The organism is Saccharothrix sabaoui, assembly GCF_051756985.1.
In the GTDB taxonomy this organism is placed as follows: Bacteria; Actinomycetota; Actinomycetes; order Mycobacteriales; family Pseudonocardiaceae; genus Actinosynnema.
In genome coordinates, this window is record NZ_JBPKJK010000026.1 from 11,593 (window position 1) to 35,319 (window position 23,727).

The following is a 23,727-nucleotide window of genomic DNA, read 5'->3' on the forward strand; positions in this document are numbered from 1 at the left end:
TGGATTGTGTGGACAACACCTGTTTCAGCAGCTCGCCGCCTGCGTGGGGGTGTGGACGGAGACGGGGTGGCACCCGGGGACAACTCGGCGCACCCGGGGAGAACTCCGGCGGTGCTCCGTTCGGTCCACAGGAAGGCCGAGTTGTCCCCGGGTTAATCCCCGGGTGTGGGTCGAGTTGTACCCGGGTGCTGCACAGGGTGATCGTGGTGCGGATCTCCCCCCACGGGGCGTTTTCGCAGGGCTGTGGACAACTCGTCGCCGCAGGTGCACCCGGGTGCGGGCCCGGCGGGCCGGTCGGGCGACCTGGGCGGATCGCCTTGAGGGCCTGGACAGGGGGTATTCCGCGCCCCTGATGGGGTGATGTGCCGCGGAACCGGTTCCACAGGGGTCCGCGCCCCGGGTGCGGGGCGTCCGCGGGCGTTCGGCGGGCGTCGCACCCGGGTGCCGCCGGCGCCCCGCCGCCCGGACCCGGCCGCCCCCGGGTGCGGGTCGGTCGCTCCCCGGGTGCGGCGGCGGCACCCGGGTGCGCGCGGGGCGGCGGGGAGGGCGGACCCCCGCGCCCGCCCGGGGCCCGAGTGGCCAACTCAGGGGTCCCGGGCGTTCGACTCTCGGGTCCCGGGCGTTGGACTCTCGGGGCCTGGAGGTTGGACTCTCGGGGCCTGGAGGTTGGACTCTCGGGGGGCGGGGGCGTGAGCGCATGGCTCGGGGGGCGTGAGCGCATGACTCGGGGGGTGCGGGTGCATGACTCGCGGGAGATGAGGAAACCCCCGTCGCGGTGGGGCGTGCGACGGGGGTTCGGGTGGGGCAAGCGTTTGCGGGGCTACGGGGTGCGGCGGGCGCGCTGCTTGATGCGCGACGTCAGCTCCTGCACCTGCTCGTAGACGCGGCGGCGCTCGGCCATCTCCTTGCGGATCTTCTTGTCCGCGTGCATGACCGTGGTGTGGTCCCGGCCGCCGAACGTCTGGCCGATCTTCGGCAGCGACAGGTCCGTCAGCTCGCGGCACAGGTACATGGAGATCTGCCGCGCCTGGGCCAGGACCTTGGTCTTGCCCGGCCCGCACAGGTCGTCTATGGACACGGAGAAGAACTCCGCGGTGACCGCCATGATCGTGGGCGCGGTGATCTCCGGGGCGTGCGAGTCCGGGATCAGGTCGCGCAGCACTATCTCGGCCAGCTGCACGTCGACCGGCTGCCGGTTGAGCGAGGCGAACGCGGTGACGCGGATGAGCGCGCCCTCCAGCTCGCGGATGTTCCGCTCGATCCGGGCCGCGATGAACTCCAGCACCTCGGCGGGCGCCGCCAACCGGTCCTGGGCCGCCTTCTTGCGGAGGATCGCGATGCGCGTCTCCAGCTCGGGCGGCTGGATGTCCGTGATCAGGCCCCACTCGAACCGGGTGCGCAGGCGGTCCTCCAGGGTCTCCAGCCGCTTGGGCGGCCGGTCGGAGGACACGACGATCTGCTTGTTCGAGTTGTGCAGCGTGTTGAACGTGTGGAAGAACTCCTCCTGCGTGCCTTCCTTGCCCTCCAGGAACTGGATGTCGTCGACGAGGAGCACGTCGATGTCCCGGTAGCGGCGCTGGAAGGCGACCTTGCGGTCGTCGCGCAGGGAGTTGATGAAGTCGTTGGTGAACTCCTCCGTCGACACGTACCGCACGCGCATCCCGGGGAACAGGCGCTGGGCGTAGTGCCCGACGGCGTGCAGCAGGTGCGTCTTGCCCAGACCGGACTCGCCCCAGATGAACAGGGGGTTGTACGCGCGGGCGGGCGCCTCGGCCACCGCGACGGCCGCGGCGTGGGCGAAGCGGTTGGACGCGCCGATGACGAAGGTGTCGAAGTTGTACTTCTCGTTCAGCCGGGTCTGCGAGGACGCCGGGTTCGCGGGCCGCGTGTACGGCACCCCGGTCGGCGCCGGCGCGTGCTGCCCGCCGCCGAACGTCGGCCAGATCTCGTTGACGGTGGCGAGCGCCTCGGCCTGCTCGTCGACCTCGTCCTCGCCGTCGCCGTCGGTCTCCGACTCGGAGCCGGGCGCACCGGGCAGGCCGGTGGTGAGCGGCGCGAGCGCCGCGGGTCCCCCGTTGAGCGGGACCATCGGCGCACCGGGGATCGGCACGTGGCCCAGGCCGGGCACGGCGGTCGGCACCGGGATCGGCGCTGTCACTGGATCGGGTGAATCAACCTTGACGGCCAGCGAGACGGCGCGGCCGAGGCGGCGGGACAGCGCGGCGGTGATGGGCTCGCGCAGCGCGCGCTCGATCGCTTCCTTGGCGAAGTCGCTCGGCGCGGCCAGCAGCGCGGTTCCGTCGAGCAGACCGATGGGACGCGTCACCCGCATCCACGCCCGTTGCTGGGGTGACAGGGTGCTGGCGGCCAACTCCTGCACCACCTGCTCCCACACTCGACCCAGATCGGTCTGGTGGTCGGACACCTCCGCGCTCCCCTCCCCTCGGTGTACTTCTCCGCGGCCAGTCCCCGGGGACTTCCACGACGTGGACACGGAGAATAGAGGCATCCACAGAGTTATCCACAACTGTGCACGAACGCGCGTCGGAGCGCAGTGGCTCCCCCCGTTGCTTTCCGAGCACCTGCGGTCTGCGTGGCGGCGGCGCACCGGCCCGCTCCTACCCGCGAAGGCAGCACGCTAACAAGGTGCGGGCGCTGCCACAAGGCGCGCTGGTGGGCAAGTCCTTTCCGCCCGCACCCGGGGAGCGCACCCGGGTGCCGGCCCCGCCCGCACCCCCGCGGAGAAGGCCCGCCGCACCCCTGCGGAGAGGGCCCGCCGGGACCCCGCCGAACACCCCGCCGGCACCCTGCCGGACACCTCGACGACGACCCCGATTTGAACAGCGCCCCCGGGGCTGCGTACCCTCGTAACCGTCTCCCGCTCGCGCGGAGTGCTCTTCGCGCGCCTACGAATCGGCAGGGGACGACCACAGACCTGCTTGGCAGTTAGCACCGGGAGTCCGACCGTGAGCAAGGGTAAGCGCACCTTCCAGCCCAACAACCGCCGCCGTGCCAAGACGCACGGTTTCCGGCTGCGCATGCGCACCCGCGCGGGTCGCGCCATCCTGGCCGCGCGCCGTGGCAAGGGCCGCAAGCAGCTGTCCGCCTGATCGCCGCAGCGCCGTGCTCCCCGCGGCCAACCGGCTGACCCGCAGCCAGGACTTCGGCCTGGTGGTCCGCCGAGGCCGCCGGGCGGGCCGGCCCCGGCTGGTCGTGCACGTCCTGACGGCGGACCAGGCCGGTGACACCTCGGCGCAGCCCACCTTGGACACCTCCAAGGTGGGCTTCGTCGTGAGCAAAGCAGTGGGCAACTCCGTCGTCCGGCACCGGGTGAGCCGCAAGCTCCGCCACCTGGTCCGCGACCGGCTCGCCTCGCTGCCCGCCGGAACTTCCCTCGTCGTGCGCGCGTTGGCACCGTCAGCCGATGCGAACAGCGCCGAGCTCGGCCACGACCTCGACGCGGCGCTGCGCAAGGTGCTGCGATGACGACCCACCAGGCGGCCTCCCAGGCGAGTCCCCTCGCCAAGGCCCTGCTGTTGCCGGTGCGCTTCTACCGGAAGTTCATCTCACCGGCGCTGCCACCGACCTGCCGCTTCCACCCCAGTTGCAGCACCTACGCGGTGGAGGCGCTGACCGTCCACGGTGCGCTGCGCGGTACCTGGTTGACCCTGCGTCGACTGGGCCGCTGCGGACCCTGGCACCCTGGTGGCCTGGACCCGGTCCCGCCCGCGCGGAACGCGGTCCCCGACCTTCCTGCCGAGGAGTAGCAAGTGCTCAACTTCATCTACTACCCGGTGTCCTTCATCCTGTGGTGTTGGCACTGGGTGTTCGGCCACGTCTTCGGCGAGTCGAGCGGGTTCGCGTGGGCACTGGCCGTGGTGTTCCTCGTCTTCACGCTCCGCGCGATCCTCTTCAAGCCGTTCGTCGGCCAGGTCCGCTCGATGCGCAAGATGCAGGAGTTCGCGCCGGAGCTCCAGAAGATCAAGAAGAAGTACGCGAACGACAAGCAGCGCCAGGCGCAGGAGATGCAGAAGCTCCAGTCCGAGCACGGGGTCAACCCGCTCGGCGGCTGCCTGCCGATGCTGGTGCAGATCCCGGTGTTCATCGGCCTGTTCCACGTGCTGCGCTCGTTCAGGCCCGGCTGGGGCGAGGTGTACTTCTTCGACGCCCAGGGCGTCGAGTCGTTCGTCAACGCCAAGCTGTTCGGCGCGAACCTGTCGACGTTCATCACGATGCCGGCCGACCAGCTGGAGCAGTTCGCCACCTCGCGCAACGCCGTGCTGCTGGTCTCGATCCCGCTGATGATCATCGCGTCGATCGCCACGCACTTCACCGCGCGGCACTCGGTGGCCCGCCAGACGCAGGCGGCGGCGGACAACCCGCAGACCGCGATCATGAACAAGCTGACGCTGTACTTGTTCCCGATCGGCGTGCTCGTCGGTGGCCTCTTCTTCCCGGTCGCGATCCTGCTCTACTGGCTGAGCAACAACGCGTGGACGCTGGGCCAGCAGTACGTCGTGTACCACCGCATCGACCGCGAGGAAGAGGCGAAGAAGGCGGAGGCGATCGAGCAGCGCCAGGCGCTCGCGCCGAAGCCGGGCGTGAAGCCGCGGCCGGGCGCCAAGCCGCAGCCCGGCGCGAAGCCGCAGGCCGGCGCGAAGCCGGCGGGCAAGGGCGTGCAGCCCCCCGCCCCCAAGCGCGTCAGCGCGAAGGCCGCCGGCATCAAGCCCGCGGGCGCCAAGCCGGCCGGCGCGCAGCCCGAGCCGAAGACCCAGGACGCGGCGGACGAGCCCACCACCGGGACCGCCAAGCCGTCCACCGAGATCCCCGGTCTGAGCCCAGACCGTTCCGCGGGCAAGAAGCAGGGTGGCGGCAAGAAGCGCCGCTGATCCTGGAGAGGAGACATCGTGTCGGAGACGTTGCAGGCGGCCGACGTGGACGCGCCGGAGGCCGAAGCGGCCCCGCCGGTGCGGTCGGGCAACTCGGAGGACCTGCTCGTCCAGGAGGGCGACATCGCGGGGGACTACCTGGAGCGGCTGCTCGACCTGCTCGACTACGACGGGGACATCGACCTCGACGTCGAGGCGGGCCGGGCGATCGTGAGCATCGACGGTGGTGACGACCTGGAGAAGCTGGTCGGTCCCCGGGGTACCGTCCTGGAATCGCTCCAGGAGCTGACCCGGCTCGCCGTGCAGCAGGAGACCGGCGTCCGCAGCCGGCTCATGCTGGACATCGCCGGGTGGCGCGCGGGCCGGCGGGCCGAGCTGGCCGAGCTGGGGCGGACGACGGCGGAGAAGGTGCTGTCGAGCGGTGAGAAGGTGCGGCTGCACCCGATGACCCCGTTCGAGCGCAAGGTCGTGCACGACGCCGTCGCCGCCGTGGCGGGCGTGCACAGCGAGAGCGAGGGCGAGGAGCCGCAGCGCCGCGTCGTGGTGCTGCCCAAGCCCTGAGGTTCGCAACACCGAACGGCCCCGGTCCCCTGTGGGACCGGGGCCGTTCGCGTTGACCACGGTCCTCTTCCCCTCGACCTGTTTCACGTGAAACGGTCGCCGCATGTCTGAGATCGTGCGGAACCTCCGCGTCGCCGCCTACGCCGTCATCATCGACGACGGACGACTGCTCCTGTCCCGCTGGCTCGGTCCGGACGGGCCGAGGTGGATCCTCCCCGGCGGCGGGCTCGACCACGGCGAGGACCCGTACGACGCCGTGGTGCGCGAGGTGTTCGAGGAGACCGGCTACCGGGCGGAGGTGGACCGGCTGCTCGGCATCCAGAACGCGCACGGGCCGATGGTGCGCGACGGCGTCGAGGTCGACTACCACCGCATCAGGATCATGTACGAGGCGCGCGTGGTCGGCGGCGAACTCACCTTCGAGGTGGGCGGTTCGACGGACCGGGCGGCGTGGTTCCCGCTCGACGAGGTGACCGGGCTCGACCGCGTCGAGTCGGTCGACTACGCGCTCGAACTCCTCCGCACCGCGCCCCGGGACGGCCGTGTCCCAAGTTTCACGTGAAACGCGGGCGGGGATTTGGCGTGTCGCCGGGGTGATCCGTCATAGTGGGCACCGGCACTTCTCGCGGGGCGCGCCGCCCCCTGACGAGACGCCCAACCCCATCACCCACACCGGTCGCATGTGTGGTTTCACGTGAAACGCCCCGGACGGAGACATGGTTCAAGAGGTGGAAGACCGCGCGAGGCTCGTGTTCGGTGAGCACTACGACAAGGCGGTCGCCTTCACCGCACTCCTCACCGAGCACGGCGTCGAACGCGGTCTCATCGGTCCGCGCGAGGTCGACCGCCTCTGGGAGCGCCACGTCCTCAACTCGGCCGTCGTCGCGGAACTGCTCCCCCAGGGGAGCCGGGTCGTGGACGTGGGCTCGGGCGCGGGACTGCCGGGACTCCCCCTGGCGATCGCGCGCCCGGACCTCGACCTGACGCTCCTGGAGCCGATGGCGCGCCGCGTGGCGTGGCTGACCGAGTGCGTCGACGCGCTCGGCCTGGACGTCACCGTGCTCCGCGGTCGTGCCGAGGAGAAGCCGGTGATCGACGCGCTGGGCGACAGCGACGTCGTGACGGCACGCGCCGTGGCCCCGCTCGACCGCCTCGCGCGGTGGTGCCTGCCGCTGCTCAGGCCGGGCGGGCTCCTGGTCGCCCTCAAGGGCGAGAGCGCCGCCGAAGAAGTGGAACGCGACGCCGAGGCGGTGCGCAGGGCCGGGGGCACCCGGGCCCGCGTCACCTCCTGCGGCGGCGATGTACTCGAAGTGCCGACGACCGTCGTGCTCCTGGAGCGCGACGAGCAGGCGAGCCGCCGTGACGGCGCGCGTCGCAGAAGGAAGGATCGGTGAAGTGAACCCCGACCCGCTGCAACCGGTGTTCCGCGAGGCCGCTGTTTCACGTGGAACAGGTCCCGAACGCGATCCGCGCCCCCGGCACGACTCGCCCCCTCGGCACCGCTCGCGCCCCGAGAACGACCTCCCTCCGAACAACGACCTCCGCCCTGCGCAGCACGGCGCAGGTCTGGCCAACACCGTGGACCCGGCAGGAGACAGCACCGTGTGGACCCCCATCGCGGAAGAAGCGGCACGCGCTACTCGCGTCCTCCACCCCGACACCCTCCAACTCCCCCGCCCGGACCGCCCCCGCGTCATGGTCGTCGCGAACCAGAAGGGCGGCGTCGGCAAGACGACGAGCACGGTGAACCTGGCCGCCGCCCTCGCGATCCACGGGCTCAAGGTCCTCGTCATCGACCTCGACCCCCAGGGCAACGCGAGCACCGCGCTGTCCGTCGAGCACCGCTCCGGCACCCCCTCCGTCTACGAGGTGCTGATCGGTGAGATGTCGGTCGCCGAGGCCGCCCAGGTGAGCACCGCCTCCCCCAACCTCTACTGCGTGCCCGCCACGATCGACCTCGCGGGCGCCGAGATCGAACTGGTCTCGATGGTGGCCCGGGAGTCCCGGCTCAAGGAGGCGCTGAGCCCGGAGGCGCTCGACTCGATCAGGCCGGACTACGTGTTCATCGACTGCCCGCCGTCGCTCGGCCTGCTGACCGTCAACGCGATGGTCGCCGCGCAGGAGGTGCTGATCCCGATCCAGTGCGAGTACTACGCCCTGGAGGGCCTCGGGCAGCTCCTCCGCAACATCGAGCTGGTGCAGGCGCACCTGAACCCGACGCTCAGCGTGTCCACCATCCTGCTCACCATGTACGACGGCCGCACGAAGCTGGCCGACCAGGTGACCAGCGAGGTGCGCGGCCACTTCGGCGACACGGTGCTCAAGACGGTCATCCCCCGCAGCGTGAAGGTCTCCGAGGCGCCGGGGTACGGGCAGACGGTGCTCGCCTACGATCCCGGCTCACGGGGCGCGATGAGCTACCTCGACGCGGCACGCGAGATCGCCGAGTTCGGCGCGAGGATGGGGTCGGTATGACGGAACAGCGCAAGGGCGGCCTCGGTCGCGGGCTCGCGGCCCTGATCCCGAGCGGTCCCCCGCCGGGTGCGCCGGCTCCCACGCCGATCCGCGCCGTCCCCAACGGCAGGGCCTCCTCCCCCGCGCCGGACCTCTCCCCCGCCGGGGACGTGGCGGGCGCGGTGTACCAGGAGCTGCCGGTCACCTCGATCCGCACCAACCCGAAGCAGCCGCGGCAGGTCTTCGACGAGGAGGCGCTCCGCGAGCTGGAGCACTCGATCCGCGAGTTCGGCCTCATGCAGCCGATCGTCGTGCGCGAGATCAGCGCCGGCGCGTACGAGCTCGTCATGGGCGAGCGGCGGTGGCGCGCGACCCAGCTCGCCGGGCTGAAGACGATCCCGGCGATCGTGCGGCACACCGCCGACGACGTGATGCTGCGCGACGCGCTGCTGGAGAACATCCACCGCGTCCAGCTGAACCCGCTGGAGGAGGCGGCGGCCTACCAGCAGCTGCTCCAGGAGTTCGGCGTCACGCACGAGGAGCTGGCCGACCGGATCGGCCGCAGCCGCCCGGTCGTCACCAACACGATCCGGCTGCTGAAGCTCCCCCTCCCCGTGCAGCGGCGGGTCGCGGCGGGCGTCCTGTCCGCCGGGCACGCCCGCGCGCTGCTCGGTCTGGAGGACGCGGGCGTGCAGGAGGACCTGGCGACCCGGATCGTCGCGGAGGGCATGTCGGTCCGCGCGACCGAGGAGGCGGTCACCCTCGCCAAGGGCGCCGAGCCCGCGAAGGCGAAGCAGGCGCGGCGCAAGCCGATGCAGGCGCCGGGCCTCCAGGAGTTGGCCGAGCGGCTGTCGGACAACTTCGACACCCGCGTGAAGGTCGAACTGGGGCAGCGGAAGGGCCGGATCGTCGTCGAGTTCGGCTCGGTCGACGACCTGGAACGCATCATCCAGCTCATGTCGCCGGAAACGACAAATCGGACACGAGTGGGCGACTAGGGATCACCCCAGGCACTTATGTCACGGTGACGATGACGGCCCGCGTCCAGAAGGACACGGGCCGTCACCTCGTAGGTAGGGCTTCTCAGCGGCTCATGGCTCGCTCGACCAGCCCCGCGTAGATCTCGCCGAGCGACTTCCCGGCCGCCTCCACCGCCATCGGCAGCAGCGAGGTCTCGGTCAGCCCCGGCGACACGTTCACTTCGAGGAAGTGGACCGAGCCGTCGGCCGCCACGACCGCGTCGGTCCGCGACACGTCGCGCAGACCCAGCAGCCGGTGCGCCGACACCGCCAGCTCCCCCACCGCCCGCGCCGCCTTCTCGTCCAGCCGCGCCGGCGCGTGGAAGTCGGTCAGCCCCGCCGTGTAGCGGGCGGTGTAGTCGTACACGCCGTTCTCCGGCACGATCTCCACCGGCGGCAGCGCGTACGCACCGTCCGGCCCGTCGACGACCGCCACGGCCACCTCGACGCCCTCCACGTACCGCTCGGCGAGCACGGTGTCCCCGTACGCCAGGCAGGCGACCATCGCGGTGGGCAGGTCGGCCGCGTCCCGGACCACCCGGGCACCCAGCGCCGAACCGCCCTGGTCGGGCTTGAGCATCAGCGGCAGCCCGAGCCGGTCGACCAGCGCGTCCAGCACCGGCTGCGCGCCCAGCTCCCGGAACGTCGCGTGCGGCAGCACGGCCCACTCCGGCGTGGTGAGCCCGGCGCGGGCCAGCTCGCCCTTCGCGGTCGGCTTGTCCCACGCCCGGCGGCACGCGCGCGAGTCCGTGCCGACGAACGGCACGCCGAGCATCTCCAGGAGGGTCTGCACGGACCCGTTCTCGCCCTCGCCGCCGTGCAGCGCCACCACGACGGCGTCCGGCCGGTGCTCCTTCAGCCGGGCGAGGAGCTGGGCGTCGGCGTCCCACTCCTCCACGACCAGGCCCGCCGAGCGCAGGGCGGCCGACAACCTGCGACCGGACCGCAGGGACACCTCCCGCTCGTGCGAAAGGCCACCGGACAGCACTGCGACCCAGCGGTCGGTCAACTCACTACTCCTGCTCAGGCGGTGCCGGACCTCACGGGCCGGCTCGGGTGGTGTCGGCCTCGGAAGGGGCCGGGGCTCAGGCGGTGTCGGGCGACGGGTTCTGCGGTCCCTGCACGGCGCGGCCCGGCCCGGTGGGGCCGAACGTCTCGTGCAGCTCCATCTCGTCCTTGATGACGTTCGCCAGCCGCCGCACGCCCTCGCGGATGCGGTCGGGCGTCGGGTAGCAGTACGAGATGCGCAGCTGGCGGCTGCCCAGGCCGTCGGCGTAGAAACCGGTGCCCGACGCGTACGCGACGCGCTGGGTGATGGCCCGGGGCAGCATCGCCTTGGTGTCGACGCCCTCGGGCACGGTGACCCACACGTAGAACCCGCCGTTGGGCTTGTTCCACGTGGAACCAAGCGGCATGTGCTGCTCCAGCGCCGAGACGGCGGCGTCGCGCCGCTCCCGGTACGCCTCGCGGTAGGTCTTGACCTGGCCCTTCCAGTCGTGCGTCGCCAGGTACCGCGACACGACCATCTGGTTGAGCGTGGGCGGGCACAGCGTGGCCGACTCGGCGGCCAGCACCAGCTTCTCCCGCACCGCGTGCGGCGCGAGCACCCAGCCGACCCGCAGGCCCGCGGCGAACGTCTTGGAGAACGAACCGAGGTACACCACGTTGTCCGGGTCGGTCGACCGCAGCGCCGGGTACGTCGTGCCGTCGAAGCCCAGCAGGCCGTACGGGTTGTCCTCGACCACGAGGATGCCGTGCCGCCGGCAGATCTCCAGCACCTCGGCGCGCCGGGCCACGGCGAGCGTCACGCCGGCGGGGTTGTGGAAGTTGGGGATCGTGTAGAGGAACTTGATCCGGCGGCCCGTGCGCTCGACGGACGCGATGGCCTCGCGCAGGTTCTCCGGCACCAGGCCGTCCGCGTCCATGCCCACGTGCACGACCTGCGCCTGGTAGGCCGAGAAGGACCCCAGGGCGCCGACGTAGGACGGGCCCTCGGCGAGCACCACGTCGCCCGGGTCGCAGAAGATCCGGGTCACCATGTCCAGGCCCATCTGCGAGCCGACGGTGACGACCACGTCGTCCGGGTGGGCGTTGATGCCCTCCAGCGCCATCACGTCGCAGATCTGCTCGCGCAGCTCCGGGATGCCCTGCGCGCTGCCGTACTGGAGCGCGACCAGGCCGTCCTGGGCGATGAGCCGGCCGACCTCGGCCGAGAGCGAGTCGAGCGGCAGTGCCGCGAGGTGCGGCATCCCCCCCGCCAGGGACACCACCTCGGGTCGGCTCGCCACCGCGAAGAGCGCCCGGATCTCGGATGCCGTCATGCCCGCCGTCCGCGCCGCGTACCGGCGCAGGTGGGGGTCGAGGCTTCGCGGGCCCTGCTTGGGGGGCTGTCCGGGTAGGTTCACGGGGAACTCCGTAGGTGGCTGTTACCGGCGGGTTGGTTCCCGCACGAGTGTAACCGCCGTCCCGTTCGGGGCATCCGGCTTCCGGGCCGGGGTCCACTCCGCCTATCCTCGTAGGGGTAACGTCCGGGGGCTTGGAGGTACGGGTGTCGCGTCGCGTGGTAGGCGTCACCTTGGACAACCTGGAGCACCTCTCCAAGCACAGCCGCACCTGCGTGTACTGGGAGCTGGCGCCGCACCTGAAGGAACAGGCCGAGGAGTTCGGCGACACCGAGTTCGAGAAGGAAGCCTGGGTCTCCAGCGTGCTGCTGGAGTGGGGTTCCTGCGGTCGGATCATCTACTGCGACGGCATCCCCGCTGGTTCCGTGTTCTACGCGCCGCCGGCCGCCGTGCCCCGCTCGCTCGCCTTCCCCACCTCCCCCGTCAGCGCCGACGCCGTGCTGATGACCGGCCTGGAGGTGCTGCCGGAGTTCCGCGGCGGCGGCCTCGGCCGGGTGCTGGTGCAGAACGTGGCGAAGGACCTCACCCGGCGCGGCGTGAAGGCCGTCGAGGCGTTCGGCGACAACCAGCCCGACAACGGCGACGACCGGCGCTGCGTGACGCCCGCCGACTTCCTGCTCCAGCTCGGCTTCAAGACCGTGCGCCCCCACCCCCGCTGGCCCCGGCTCCGGCTGGAGCTGCGCAGCGCGTCCTCCTGGCAGGAAGACGTGGAGGCGGCGCTGGAGCGGCTGCTCAGCTCGGTCACGGTGACGAACACGATGGCCGAACCGAGCTTCCGCCCCGCCTGATCCCGGCCCCGCTCCATCCCGGCCCAGCCCGGTCCGGGATGGTCCCCGTCCCACCTGATTCCCGCCCTGACCTGCGGTTCTCCCACCGCACGTTGACATGCAGGTAAATGCCTGCATATTGTTCCGCCCCGTGGACGAGGTGTTCAAGGCGCTGGCGGACCGGACCCGCCGCCACCTGCTCGACCGGTTGCACGCGGAGAACGGGCAGACGCTGGGCGAGCTGTGCGCACGGCTCGGCATGGCCAGGCAGTCGGTCACGCAGCACCTGGCCGTGCTGGAGGCCGCGAACCTCGTCACGACGGTCCGCCGCGGCCGGGAGAAGCTGCACTACCTCAACCCCGTGCCGCTGCACGAGGTGCAGGAGCGGTGGATCGACAAGTTCGAGCGGCCGCGCCTGCGGCTGCTCGCGGACGTGAAACGACGAGCGGAGGAACCGGTGAAGCCGGATTTCGTGTACGTCACCTACATCGAGAGCACCCCGGAACGGGTCTGGGAGGCACTCACGGACGCGGACCTGACCGCGACCTACTGGGGGCACCACAACGTCTCCGACTGGCGGGTGGGGTCCACCTGGGCGCACCGCCGCGCCGACGGCTCGGGCGTGGACGACGTCGTGGGCGTGGTCCTGGAGGCCGACCCGCCGCGCCGCCTGGTCGCGTCGTGGGTGGACCCGGCCGACGAGGAGTCCACCTCGACCGTGACGTTCCTGGTGCAGCCCTACCAGGACATCGTGCGGCTCACCGTGACGCACGCCGGGCTGGACGACACCGGGCGCGCCCAGGTCGCCCAGGGCTGGCCCGCGGTGCTGTCCAACCTGAAGTCCCTGCTGGAGACCGGCCGCGTGCTGTCCGGCATCCCGTGGGAGATGCCCGTCTAGGGCCTGCGGACAGCACGGGCCAAGATCAATAAGATGCGGTCCGTGGACACGGGGACGGAGATCCAGCGGGCCGTGCTCGCCGAGATCGAGGGCAGGCGGGACTTCGGGCGCATCAGGGCCGTGCTGGCGCACTGGCGGGAGCGGGGCATGGGGACCGACCTGCTGGTCGACGAGCTGACCGACCTGATGCTCGACCTGCGCGCCCAGAACCGCGGGGACGACGAGGACGCCGTCGCCGAGGTGCTGGACGCGCTGGTCGGCTGGTGAGGGGCTAGCGGGCCTGGCCGGTGGCGACCTCGTGCCGCATGAGGTCGTCCAGGGTGAACGTGCCGGTGGGCTGGTCGTCCTTGCCGAGCAGGTAGAGGCGCTTCACGGCCACCAGGACGCCCTCGGCGACGACGTCCCGGAACGACGGGTTCGCCAGTCGCTGCCGGTCCCCCGGGTTGGTCAGGTAGCCCACCTCGACGCGCACGGCCGTGCAGCGGGTCATCCGCAGCATGTCCCACGTCTTGGGGTGGGTGCCGCAGTCCTTCAGGCCCGTGCGGGCGACGATCTCGCGCTGGATGTAGCCCGCCAGCGCCTCGCCGACCGTGGACGACGTGCCGTTGCCCGTGCCGAAGTGGAAGCTGGCCACGCCCGAGGCCAGCGGGGAGCGGTTGGCGTCGCTGTGCAGCGACAGGATCAGGTCCGCGCCCGCCTCGTTGGCGAACCGGGCCCGCTCGCCCTCGTCCGGGTTGTTGTTCGGGCCCCGGGTGAGCAGGGCCTCCATGCCGGTGGCCGCCATCTTGCCCTCCAGCAGGCGGGCCAGGTCCAGCATCACGTCGGCCTCGGACACGCCGTCGACGACCACGCCCCGGTCGTCGCCGCCGTGCCCGGGGTCGATGATGATCCGCTTGCCGGACAGCCGCGGACCGGCCCGGCGCACGCGCTCCTGCTCGCGCAGGAACACCGGTCGCCCGCCCCGGACCTTCGGCTGGAGCTGGCGCAGCGCGCGCACCGTGTCGGGACCGCACATGCCGTCGACGATCAGGCCGTAGTCGCGCTGGAAGCTGCGCAGCGCCTGCTCGGTCTGCTGACCGAACTCGCCGTTGGCGCGGCCCGCGTCGTAGCCCAGCTCCAGCAGCCGCTCCTGGAGGGCGGACACGTCGTCGCCGGTCACCGGCTGCGCCATCAGGAACGCCAGCGGCCGGTCACCGAGGCGGTAGGTCGCGTCGCGCAGCGCGCGGTAGGTGGCGGGGCCGACCAGGCCGTCGGTGATGAGACCCCGCTGCTGCTGGAACGCTCGCACGGCGTGCTCGACCGGTAGGTCGAAGACCTGCGACGGCTGCGGGTCGGACAGCAGACCGAGTTTCGTCAGGGTCGCCCTGACCTCGGCGACGTCCGGACCGAAGTCCCCGCGGCGGAGTAGCAGCATGCACCCCTCGCTCACTTAGGCGCCGACACGCGTCGACGTTGAACTTGACGCCCCATTGTGCCTTGCTCACGCGGATGCCACTCGCAGGGCTACTGGCAGTGCGCGCGACTCCCCGTACGAGTGAGCCGTCCGTCTTCCGGGAAGACGGACGGCTCACCCTTACGGGTTGCACGTCAGAGCACGTCGGCGAGGTCGTTCAGCAGCGCGGCCTTCGGCTTGGCGCCCACGATCTGCTTCACCGGGCGACCGCCCTGGAACAGGATCATGGTCGGCACCGACATGATCTGGTAGTCGCGGGCGATCGACGGGTTGGCGTCGATGTCGAGCTTCGCGACGGTGATCTTCTCGGCGTGCTCGGCGGCGATCTCCTCCAGGACGGGGGCGACCATCTTGCACGGGCCGCACCAGGTCGCCCAGAAGTCGACCAGGACGGGCTTCTCGCTGGTCAGAACGTCGTCGGCGAACGTCTGGGCGGACGTGACCACGGTGGAGCCTGCCATTGCGTATCTCCTCTTGGGGGGTGGGGTCAGCTGGTGGTGACGGGCTCGCCGTAGCCGCCGCCCACGTGCTCGGCGGACACCTCGGCCTGGGCGACGCCGTGCTCGGCGAGCCAGCGCTCCGCGTCGATCGCGGCGGAGCAGCCCGACCCGGCGGCGGTGATGGCCTGGCGGTACGTGCGGTCGACGAGGTCACCCGCGGCGAACACGCCGTCGACGCCGGTGTGGCTGCTGCGGCCCTTGGTCAGCACGTAGCCCTCGCCGTCCAGCTCGACCTGGCCCTTGACCAGGGAGCTGCGCGGGTCGTGGCCGATCGCGACGAAGAAGCCGGTGAACGGGTGGGTGGTCTCCTCGCCGGTCCGCGTGTCGCGGGTCTTCACGCCCGACACCGAGCCCTCGCCCAGCACCTCGACGACCTCGGCGTTGAGCAGCCACTTGATCTTCTCGTTGGCGCGCGCCCGCTCCAGCATGATCTTCGAGGCGCGGAACTCCTCGCGGCGGTGGACGATCGTCACCGACCGGGCGAACTTGGTGAGGAAGGTGGCCTCCTCCATCGCCGAGTCGCCGCCGCCGATGACCGCGATGTCCTGGTCGCGGAAGAAGAAGCCGTCGCAGGTGGCGCAGGCCGACACGCCGCGGCCGAGCAGCTCCTGCTCACCGGGGACGTGCAGGTAGCGGGCCGCCGCGCCCATGGCGAGCACGACCGCGCGCGCCGCGTACCGCGTGCCGTTGGCGGTGACGTACTTCACCGGCCCGTCGAGCTCCAGCTCCTCGACGTCCTCGGCCCGCAGCTCGGCGCCGAAGCGCTTGGCCTGCTCGCGCATCTGCTCCATGAGGTCGGGGCCCATGATGCCGTCGCGGAAGCCGGGGTAGTTCTCGACCTCGGTGGTGGTCATCAGCGCGCCGCCGTACTGCGAACCCTCGAACACGAGCGGTTCGAGCTGCGCGCGCGCCGCGTAGACGCCCGCGGTGTACCCGGCGGGCCCCGATCCCACGACGATCAGGTTCCGAACGTCCGACACCACACGACCTCCGTTAGTCGTCCCGCCGGGGTTCCCGGCGGGCTCTTCGTCCAACGGATCGTAGGGCCAGGTAATTCCTGCCCGCCGGGGTGAGGTGGGCTACGGCTCGATCGTGCTGTTCGCCAGGACGCCGTCCGGGTTGTCCGGTCCGCACGTGCCGGGGTCGACCACGACGATCCGGTACGCGCCCGGCTTGCCGCCCGGCAGGATCGCCATCACGGCCGGTCGTTCGTCCAGCGTGATGGGGCTGACCCCGATCGGCTTGCCCGCCGTGATGTTCGCGCCCCGGAGGCAGCCGCTCAGCTTGTCCTGGTTCTCCAGCGGGCCGTAGTTCTGCGCCTTGAGCACGTCGCCGAAGACCGGGCCGAACTCCTGGCCCTTGACCGCGAGCGGTGCCGAGACCTGCGAGTTCGGCGTGTCGCCCGGCTGCGCCTGGTTGCCGCCGCCGTCGTCGGCGGAGTTGTCCCGGGGGACGGTCAGCACGGCGATGCCGACGGCCGCCGCGGCGGCCACGACGACGCCCGCGCCCCAGCCGAGGCGCTTGGCGCGCTTGGCCCTGGCGGCGGCGAGGTCGACCACGGGGGCGACGGGAGCGCTCTCGCGAGCGGTCGGGCGTGCCTCGGCGGCCAGGGCCGCGTCGATCCGGTCGGCCACCGCGCGCGGCATCGGGATGGGCGGCAGGTCGCGCAGGTCGGCCAGGGTGGCGTCCAGGGCGGCCAGGACCTCGCGCGCCTCGGGGTCGTTCTCGACCAGTGGCCGCAGCTCGGCCTCGGTCCGCGGGTCCAACGCGCCCGCGTGCAGGTCAGCCAGCAGGTCGACGGACCACGGCGGCCCGGAACGCCGCACATTGCCGCTCATCGTTCCTCCAACTGACGTCCCTGTTGCACCTGCACATCGCTCCCTGGGACGTTCGCATCTGCACCCCGGTTCCGGAGGTGACCCAGAACTTTGGCGAGCTTCGCGCGTCCGCGCGCGCACCGCGACTTCACGGTTCCCTCCGCGATGCCGAGCATCTGCGCGGTCTCCGCCACCGAGTAGCCCTCGACGTCGACCAGGAGGATCGGCGCGCGCTGCTCCTCGGGCAGCTCGTTCAGGGCCTCCTGCACGACCAGGCGGGTCTCCCGCTCGGCCATGGCGTCCCGCGGCGAGACCGGCTCGCCGGGGCCGGCCTCCGGCAGCGGCACGGTCGGCCTGGTCTGTCTCCGGCGCATCCGGTCCAGGCAGGCGTTCACGACTATTCGGTGCAGCCACGTCGTGACCTGCGACTCGGCCCGGAAGCTCGCCGCCGCGCGGAACGCGGAGATGAACGCCTCCTGGAGCGCGTCGGCCGCTTCCTCCGGGTCCCGGAGCGTGCGCAACGCCACCGCCCACATCCGGTCCCGGTGCCTGCGCACCAGCTCGGAGAAGGCATGCGGGTCACCCGCGGCGTGCGCCGCGATGAGGTCTGCGTCCGAGCTGGCTGCGGCGGTCACGCGCGGAGCTTATCGGTCCTGCCCGGTGCCGGTCCGATCACCCGTTCCGGGCACCGCGACGTCACCGGGGGTGTCGGCGGTCACCGCGAACGGGTCACCGCGGACGGGCGCGGACGGGTCACTGGGCGCGGGTGTAGACGAGCTCCGCGACCTCCGACCGGTTGTTCTTGCCGCTGCCCGCCAGCTTCGTCACCCACACCAGCAGGTGCTGGGTCGGCTCGTGGTCGTTGAGCTGGATCTGCGTCTGCCCCGCCGACAGCGTCGCGGTCGCGATGACCTTGGTCTCCTCCAGCGGCACGCCGTCGGCGCCCGCCACCCGGATCTCCACGACCGTGCCCTCGCTGGGCGAGGTGACCGTGACCGAGGCCAGCTTCACCGGTTCGGCGAACCCGGCCATCAGGCCGATGCCCGGCTTGAGCGCCGGGAACGGCTGGAAGTAGTTCTCCGTCTGCCACACCGTGGTCGGGTTGTTGTCCACGGCCCGGTTCGCCCGGTTGGCGTTGTCGGGCTGGTTCGTCACGTCGTAGACGCCGACCGACGCGGGCTGCACCGGACCGGCCGGCTGCGGCGCCGGCGGGGCGGGCTGGCCGCTCGCGCCCGGCGTGTTGGACTGGCCGATGACCACGGTCGGGCCGCCGGTGCCGGACGGCTCGTCGCTGAAGAAGCTCACGATCTGCACGCCCAGCCACGCGATCACCGCGAGCGTCGCCACGGCCAGCAGGGCCACGCTGATCATCAGCTTGCGGTTGTGCTCCTTGCCGCGCGCCGGCCGCTGCGTGGTCCACACCGCGCCGTCGTCCGCGGCGTCGTTCACCGGCTGGATCAGCGCGGTCTCCGCCTCGGAGCGCGAGATCTGGTCGAGCACCTGGAGGATCGCCGCGCTGGTCCGGATGCCGCCGACGCTGGTGTCCTCCAGGCTGCGCACGGCCACCGACGACAGCTCGTGCGGCACGTACGGGTGCAGCGCGCTCGGGGCGACCACGGCGCCGTCCGGCCCGGTGGGGGCCACGGGCACGTTCTCCGGGCCGCCCGGCAGCGCCCACCGGCCGGTGAGCAGCAGGTAGAGGACCGCGCCGAGGCCCTTGACGTCGTCGCGGGCGATGGCGTCCGGCCGGGGGCCGGGGAACGCGAGCCGCAACCGGCCGTCGGGGGTGACCCGGATGCGCTGCGGGTGGTCCGCGCCCAGCACCAGGCCGGCGTGGTGCGCGCCCTCGATCGCCGCGCCCAGCGGCTCCAGCAGCCGGGTCGCCGCGCCCGCGGCCAGCGGGCCCGCGGCGACCAGCTCCATCAGGTCGGTGCCCCGGGTCCACTCGGCCACGACCATGCCGAGGATGCCCTCGTCGAGCTTGATCCCCGCCCCGGGGGTCAACACGTCGATGACCCGGGCGACGCCGGGGTGGGTGAAGCTGGACGCGTGCATGGCGCGTTCCGCGGTCCGCTTCGCGCGGGCCGCCGCGGTGTGGTCCGCCGGGTTGCCCACCAGGATGGTCAGCGCCACGTCCCGGTTGAGCTGCCCGTCCCGGGCGCGCCACAGCTGCGCGTCGCACCGCCGGTCGGCGCCGGCCTGGGCCAGCAACCGGTAGCGGCCGTCGCCGATCACCCCGCCGGGCACCAGCGAGGTGTTCTGGATCGGGCCGCTGCTCACGGGGCCGAGGGTACGTGAACGGGGGGTGCCAGAGGGCTCATCGGCGACCCACCAAACGACTGATCTTGTCGATCGCCGGCTTCACCTCGGGCACCCGGAACAGGGCGAGCAGCAGGAAGCTGAGCGGGAGCCCGACGACGGTCTGGATCACGACCTCCACCCAGGCGTTCGCCACGCGGGAGTCGAATCCCAACATGCGGACGGCCAGCCAGGCGAGCCCGGTGGCCGCGCCGAACGCGATCGCGGACGCCACGACGGTCAGGCATATCGTCCACGCAGTGTAGCCGGTGCGCAGCCGGCCGAGGCGCACCCGCAGCCACACCTGCCCCACCAGCGCCCCGACCACGAAGCTCAGCGACATCGCGATCGACACGCCGACCGCGAGCTTGTCCGGCGGCGAGATCGCCAGGAACGCGTACAGCAGCCCGATCCGGACCACGACGATGACCGCCTGGATCAGCGTCGGCGTCCGGGCGTCCTTCATCGCGTAGAACACGCGCAGCTGGAGCAGCGTGATCGCGTACGGCACCAGGCCGAACGCCGACAGCGCCAGCGCCGTGCCGATCGCCTCGCCGCCCTCGTAGCCGGACGCGCCGTGCGCGAACACCGCGAGGCCGATCGACACGCCCGCCACGGTCAGCAGCGCGCTGAACGGCATGAGCAGGATCGACGACATGCGGTTGCCGAACGACAGGTCGCCGACCAGCGCGCCGGTGTCGTCCGCCGCCGCCGCGCGGCTCATCTTCGGCATCAGCGCGGTCAGCAGCGACACGCCCAGCACGCCGTACGGCACCTGCGCGATCAGCCACTGCATGTTGTAGGCGGTGATCGCGCCCGGGTCGTGCGTGGCGACGCGGGTCAGCACCACCATGCTGGCGAAGCCCAGGCCCACGTACAGCAGCACCCAGAACGCGAGGCCGCCGAACTCGGCGAGCCTGCGGTCCCAGCCCCACCGCCAGCGGAACCGGAACCCGGTGCGCTTCATCGCGGGCAGCAGCACGGCCGCCTGGAGCGCCACGCCGAGCATCGTGCCCAGGCCCAGGACCAGCAGCTTCGGCTCGCCCATCCGCACCGGGTCCAGCGAGACCTCGCCCGGCATCAGCCAGTACACGCCGAGCGTCGCGATCACCACGACGTTGTTCAGCACCGGCGCCCAGGTGGGCAGCCCGAACACGTTGCGGGTGTTCAGGATGGCGCCGAGCAGCGCGGACAGGCCGTAGAACACGATGCCCGGCAGCACCAGGTACGCGAACGCGGTGACCAGCTCCGGGTTGGCGTCGGTGTCCGAGCTGACGAACAGGGCGGTCAGCAGCGGCGCGCAGGCGATGGCCACGACCGTGCCCACGCCGAGCAGCACGGCCGCCATCGTGACCATCCACTGCGCGTACGACTCGCCGCGGTCCTCGTCCTCGGTCTCCGCCCTGACCAGCAGCGGGATCGCGACGCTGGTCAGCACGCCGCCGAGGAGCAGCTCGTTGATCATCGTCGGCAGCGTGGTGGCGACCTGGTAGGAGTCGTTCAGCACGTCGACGCCGACGATCGTGATCAGCAGCAGCTTCGAGAGCAGGCCCGACGCGCGGCTGACGACCGTGGCGATCGCCATCGACCCGCCCGCCCGCGCCAGCGAGGGCGCCGGCTGCGCGCCGCCCACCGCCGCGATCACCGCCGTCTCCTGGGCCGCCGTCTCCCGGGCCGCCGCTCCCGGCCCCCCTGCGTTGTGGACCACCGTCGTCCCGCCCGTGGTTGTTCGCCTCAACTCGTGCTCGACCTCTCCGGGGTTACCCCGCCGGCGTCGTCCGGGACACTCGCGGCGGCCTCGCGCGTGGCGCGCACCCGCCGGTAGATCCGCCGGGCGGACAGCAGCACCAGCGCCGCGCCCGCCAGCGCGGTGATGACCACCGTGATGGTCCCGTACGCGGACGACGACACCTCCAGCCGGGCCCGTTCGCCCAGCTCGACGCCGTCCGGCGTGGTGATCCTGATGTGCACCGGGAACCGGCCGGACCGCAGCACCTCGACCGGCACCTGCACCAGCAGGTCGCCGCGCGCGGGCAGCTCCTGGGCCGGCAGCGCCTTGGCCTGGAGGCTGGGCGTGTCCTCGATGACGACCCGCACCGTGATCCGCACGTCGAGCCGGTTCTTGATCGACACCAGCAGCGGGCTCTCGGCCGACCCGAGCAGGATCGGGCTGTTCGGCTCGGTCACCGTCACCTGGCCCAGCAGGGCGTCGACCTGCTCGCGGCCGAGGGCGAGCGCCGTCCGCGCGCCGCTCTCGTTGCCCCGCCACGCCCCCGACACCGCGTGCAGCAGGCCCAGCCGCAGCGGGTCCACCAGGTCGGCGGGGTCGGTCGACGCGGCGTCCGGCTGGCGCATCGCCGCGGCCAGCCGCCCCAGGTCCCGCCACGACTCGCCGACCGCCGCGGTGACCGCCGGCGGCACCTCGCTCGCGCCCGCCTCGACCGGGTAGCTCAGCGCCGCCGTCTGCTCCGGCGGGGTCGCCAGCAGCGAGCCGAGGCCCACCGCCGTCGCGTACCCGCTGCCGATCAGCGACTTCGTCGTCTCCAGCAGCGTGTTGACCTCGCCCGTCGGCGCGTTCCACCGGCGCGGCGGCGCGATGACCACGTTCTGGCCGGTGTCCTGGAACGCGGCGCGGAACGCCAGCGCGGCCAGCGCGTTCTGCACCGACACGGGCTTCGCCTCGGCCGGCGTGCTCACCCCCGCGGTGGGCCTGGCCGCCGCCGCGCCCCGGAGCGCGTCGGACACCATGCCGTCCACCCGCACGGCGGTCACCGGCTCGCCCCCGGCCTGCTCGAACCGCACCGGCCCGGCGCCCGGCGTGCCCGCCACCGCGGCCTGGTCCAGCACCAGCGACGTGGTCCCCGCGGCCCGCAGGTCGTCGAAGGTCTGCTGGTCCAGCACCCCGTCCTCGGGCCACACCAGGCCCGGCGTCGGCTGCACGTCCAGCACCTCGCGGACCACCTCCGCGCCGCCCAGCGCCAGCCCGCCCAGCTCGGTCAGCCGGGCGCGGGACAGCGCCACCAGGTCGGCGTCGGAGTCGGGCAGCGCGACCACGCACCGCCCGCCCGCCAGCAGGCGCAGCTGGGCCAGCCACAGCTCGGCCTCGCCCTCGCCCTTGCCGGCCCCCTGGCCGCGCACCTCGTAGCCCTGCGCCATCGCGGACACCGTGCGCAGCAGGTCCGGGTCCACCGCCAGGCACACGCCCGGCCCCAGCGGCCCCTCCAGCGCCGACCCGTACGCCTTGAGCAGGCCCCACAGCCGCCCGCCCATGGCCAGCGACCCGGCCAGCTCGTCGTCCGTGAGCACCGCCGGGGCCTGCGTGACCAGGCGCGGCCGGTCGGCCAGCGGCCACAGCAGCGTGATCTTCGCCGGGTTCGCGGGCGTGCCGCGCCCCTCGCCGCCGGGCACCGCCACCACCGGCAGCAGCGTGCTCAGCGCGGCCAGCCGGGCGCGCCCGCCGAAGTCGGGGACGCCGTTGATGTTCGCCAGGACCGGGTAGACGCCGGGTTCGTCGATGTCCAGCGACGTCGCCCCGTTGCCGCGCAGCGGGACGGTCAGCTCGAACGGCTTCGACTCGTTCTGCTCCAGCCGGTCCGCGATCCGCGTGAAGCCCGGCTGCACCACCTCGGCGTCGGTGGGCTCGCGCAACGCCTTGCGGACGTCTTCCTCGCTGGTCAGCGGGTCGCCGCGCTCCAGGCGCAGCTCGATGTCGTCGATCCGCCGGTCGCCGACGTTCACGACCTTGCCGGAGATCCGCACCGAGTCGGTCGACCCGGTGACGACGCGCGGGGACATGTCCTCCACGTCGAGGCGCAGCAGCACCTGGGCCTGCTGGCCGGGTTGGCTCGACAGCGCCCTGGTCGCCCACACCTGGGTCGCCGGCGCCGGGCGCACGGGCAGCCTGCCGCCGTCGGGGGCCGCGTGCGCGGCTGCTCCCGAGGTCACGACCAGGAAGCCCGCCGCCGCAAGCGCGGACAGCAGCCGTTTCACGCCGACTCCGCTCCGTCCGTCCGGTACCCGTTCGCGCGGTACCCGCTCGTCTCGTACTCGGAGAGCAGTTCGGCGGCGCGGCGCACCAGTCGGCGCTCGTCCGCGTAGGCGAGCCGCTCGTCCAGTTCGCCGAGGGGGACCCACGCCACCTCGGTGACCTCCACGTCTTCGTCCGAAAGCTCGCCGCCCAACGCCTCCAGGAGGAAGTGGTGGACGGTCTTGTGCACCCGCCGGTCCTCGGCCACGAACCAGTAGTCGATCGAGCCGAGCGGCCGGAGCACCCTGCTATGAATACCGGTCTCCTCCGCGACCTCGCGCACCGCGGTCTGCTCCGCGGTCTCACCGGCCTCGATGTGACCCTTCGGCAGGGACCACAGCAGCCGCCCCCGCCGGTCCAACCGCCCGATCACCGCGGCGGCGCGCTGCTCGAAGTCGAGCACCAGCCCGCCCGCCGACGTCTCGTCGACGGTTTTCAGCCGGCGACCGCGGCGCCGGTTCCGGCGCCTCGGCTTGGGACCGCCGGAGCGACCGGACGACTGGGGCATGCCCCTGATGGTAGTGGCGACCAGCCATTACGGGACGTGACCGTCCTGTAGCGACACGTGATCATCTTCACGGAGGGCGACCGGGGGGCGCTCGCACGCAGGCGTCCCCCCGCCCGGGGGTCCCCCTGATTTCC

Annotated in this window: 24 protein-coding genes; 12 read left to right on the forward strand and 12 right to left on the reverse strand. The window is 72.3% G+C overall.

The genetic code is table 11. The features are described from left to right. Positions 1-820 precede the first annotated feature (820 nt). On the reverse strand, positions 821-2,425 hold the full coding sequence (dnaA, locus tag ACR807_RS10655; RefSeq protein ID WP_438921078.1) for a chromosomal replication initiator protein DnaA: 1,605 nt from the start codon (positions 2,423-2,425) through the stop codon (positions 821-823). A gap of 541 nt (positions 2,426-2,966) precedes the next feature. Here dnaA and rpmH point away from each other — a divergent pair. The 9 genes from rpmH (at position 2,967) to ACR807_RS10700 (ending at position 8,902) form a co-directional block, all read left to right on the forward strand. Beyond that, positions 2,967-3,110: a 50S ribosomal protein L34 gene (rpmH, locus tag ACR807_RS10660; RefSeq protein WP_073897783.1), complete on the forward strand. Its 144-nt coding sequence runs from the start codon at positions 2,967-2,969 to the stop codon at positions 3,108-3,110. A 13-nt stretch (positions 3,111-3,123) separates the two neighbouring features. After that, positions 3,124-3,486: a ribonuclease P protein component gene (gene rnpA / locus ACR807_RS10665; protein ID WP_438921079.1), complete on the forward strand. Its 363-nt coding sequence runs from the start codon at positions 3,124-3,126 to the stop codon at positions 3,484-3,486. Beyond that, positions 3,483-3,767, forward strand: a complete 285-nt coding sequence (gene yidD / locus ACR807_RS10670; RefSeq protein ID WP_438921080.1) for a membrane protein insertion efficiency factor YidD — start codon at positions 3,483-3,485, stop codon at positions 3,765-3,767. The genes rnpA and yidD overlap by 4 nt, the downstream gene beginning before the upstream one ends. Positions 3,768-3,770: 3 nt before the next feature. Beyond that, positions 3,771-4,889: a membrane protein insertase YidC gene (gene yidC / locus ACR807_RS10675; protein WP_438921081.1), complete on the forward strand. Its 1,119-nt coding sequence runs from the start codon at positions 3,771-3,773 to the stop codon at positions 4,887-4,889. A gap of 18 nt (positions 4,890-4,907) precedes the next feature. Further along, the gene (locus tag ACR807_RS10680) at positions 4,908-5,450 is read left to right on the forward strand and encodes a Jag family protein (RefSeq protein WP_438921082.1); all 543 of its coding nucleotides are present in this window, start codon (positions 4,908-4,910) and stop codon (positions 5,448-5,450) included. Between the two features lie 103 nt (positions 5,451-5,553). Then, the gene (locus ACR807_RS10685) at positions 5,554-6,012 is read left to right on the forward strand and encodes an NUDIX hydrolase (RefSeq protein ID WP_438921083.1); all 459 of its coding nucleotides are present in this window, start codon (positions 5,554-5,556) and stop codon (positions 6,010-6,012) included. Positions 6,013-6,166: 154 nt separating this feature from the next. Further along, entirely contained in the window at positions 6,167-6,844 is a 678-nt protein-coding gene (rsmG, locus tag ACR807_RS10690) for a 16S rRNA (guanine(527)-N(7))-methyltransferase RsmG (protein ID WP_438921084.1), read from the forward strand. Between the two features lie 172 nt (positions 6,845-7,016). Then, a complete protein-coding gene (locus tag ACR807_RS10695) occupies positions 7,017-7,925 on the forward strand; it encodes a ParA family protein (protein WP_438921131.1) in 909 nt (302 codons plus the stop codon). Then, positions 7,922-8,902 (forward strand): ParB/RepB/Spo0J family partition protein, encoded by a 981-nt coding sequence (locus tag ACR807_RS10700; RefSeq protein WP_438921085.1) that lies wholly within the window; start codon positions 7,922-7,924, stop codon positions 8,900-8,902. The genes ACR807_RS10695 and ACR807_RS10700 overlap by 4 nt, the downstream gene beginning before the upstream one ends. An 85-nt stretch (positions 8,903-8,987) precedes the next feature. On the opposite strand, the gene ACR807_RS10705 is transcribed toward ACR807_RS10700, so the two are convergent. Next, a complete protein-coding gene (locus tag ACR807_RS10705; RefSeq protein ID WP_438921086.1) occupies positions 8,988-9,932 on the reverse strand; it encodes a D-alanine--D-alanine ligase family protein in 945 nt (314 codons plus the stop codon). A 76-nt stretch (positions 9,933-10,008) separates the two neighbouring features. Beyond that, complete coding sequence (locus tag ACR807_RS10710) at positions 10,009-11,328, reverse strand: aminotransferase-like domain-containing protein (RefSeq protein ID WP_438921087.1); 1,320 nt, start codon at positions 11,326-11,328, stop codon at positions 10,009-10,011. 143 nt (positions 11,329-11,471) lie between these two features. Here ACR807_RS10710 and ACR807_RS10715 point away from each other — a divergent pair, with 143 nt between their 5' ends. The 3 genes from ACR807_RS10715 (at position 11,472) to ACR807_RS10725 (ending at position 13,257) form a co-directional block, all read left to right on the forward strand. Further along, positions 11,472-12,113 carry a GNAT family N-acetyltransferase gene (locus ACR807_RS10715; protein WP_438921088.1) on the forward strand — a complete coding sequence of 214 codons (642 nt, stop codon included), beginning with the start codon at positions 11,472-11,474 and terminating at the stop codon, positions 12,111-12,113. A 130-nt stretch (positions 12,114-12,243) separates the two neighbouring features. Beyond that, a complete protein-coding gene (locus tag ACR807_RS10720) occupies positions 12,244-12,990 on the forward strand; it encodes an ArsR/SmtB family transcription factor (protein ID WP_438921089.1) in 747 nt (248 codons plus the stop codon). A gap of 42 nt (positions 12,991-13,032) precedes the next feature. Further along, entirely contained in the window at positions 13,033-13,257 is a 225-nt protein-coding gene (locus ACR807_RS10725; RefSeq protein ID WP_438921090.1) for a hypothetical protein, read from the forward strand. Positions 13,258-13,261: 4 nt separating this feature from the next. On the opposite strand, the gene ACR807_RS10730 is transcribed toward ACR807_RS10725, so the two are convergent. The 9 genes from ACR807_RS10730 to ACR807_RS10770 all read right to left on the reverse strand — a co-directional run bounded on the left by ACR807_RS10730 (position 13,262) and on the right by ACR807_RS10770 (position 23,593). After that, complete coding sequence (locus ACR807_RS10730) at positions 13,262-14,404, reverse strand: N-acetylmuramoyl-L-alanine amidase (RefSeq protein ID WP_438921091.1); 1,143 nt, start codon at positions 14,402-14,404, stop codon at positions 13,262-13,264. A 173-nt stretch (positions 14,405-14,577) separates the two neighbouring features. Then, complete coding sequence (gene trxA / locus ACR807_RS10735; protein WP_306744122.1) at positions 14,578-14,904, reverse strand: thioredoxin; 327 nt, start codon at positions 14,902-14,904, stop codon at positions 14,578-14,580. 26 nt (positions 14,905-14,930) lie between these two features. Beyond that, complete coding sequence (gene trxB, locus ACR807_RS10740) at positions 14,931-15,926, reverse strand: thioredoxin-disulfide reductase (protein ID WP_438921092.1); 996 nt, start codon at positions 15,924-15,926, stop codon at positions 14,931-14,933. A 96-nt stretch (positions 15,927-16,022) separates the two neighbouring features. After that, positions 16,023-16,781 (reverse strand): anti-sigma factor family protein, encoded by a 759-nt coding sequence (locus ACR807_RS10745; protein ID WP_438921093.1) that lies wholly within the window; start codon positions 16,779-16,781, stop codon positions 16,023-16,025. Beyond that, entirely contained in the window at positions 16,778-17,395 is a 618-nt protein-coding gene (gene sigM / locus ACR807_RS10750) for an RNA polymerase sigma factor SigM (RefSeq protein ID WP_438921094.1), read from the reverse strand. The genes ACR807_RS10745 and sigM overlap by 4 nt, the downstream gene beginning before the upstream one ends. Before the next feature lie 118 nt (positions 17,396-17,513). Next, positions 17,514-19,040 carry a protein kinase family protein gene (locus ACR807_RS10755; protein ID WP_438921095.1) on the reverse strand — a complete coding sequence of 509 codons (1,527 nt, stop codon included), beginning with the start codon at positions 19,038-19,040 and terminating at the stop codon, positions 17,514-17,516. Positions 19,041-19,077: 37 nt separating this feature from the next. Beyond that, positions 19,078-20,703, reverse strand: coding sequence for a murein biosynthesis integral membrane protein MurJ (gene murJ / locus ACR807_RS10760; protein ID WP_438921096.1), 1,626 nt, complete (start codon positions 20,701-20,703; stop codon positions 19,078-19,080). 89 nt (positions 20,704-20,792) lie between these two features. Next, complete coding sequence (locus tag ACR807_RS10765; protein WP_438921097.1) at positions 20,793-23,048, reverse strand: DUF6049 family protein; 2,256 nt, start codon at positions 23,046-23,048, stop codon at positions 20,793-20,795. Then, positions 23,045-23,593 carry an NUDIX hydrolase gene (locus ACR807_RS10770; RefSeq protein WP_438921098.1) on the reverse strand — a complete coding sequence of 183 codons (549 nt, stop codon included), beginning with the start codon at positions 23,591-23,593 and terminating at the stop codon, positions 23,045-23,047. Before ACR807_RS10770 ends, ACR807_RS10765 begins: the two co-directional genes overlap by 4 nt. Positions 23,594-23,727 lie beyond the last annotated feature (134 nt).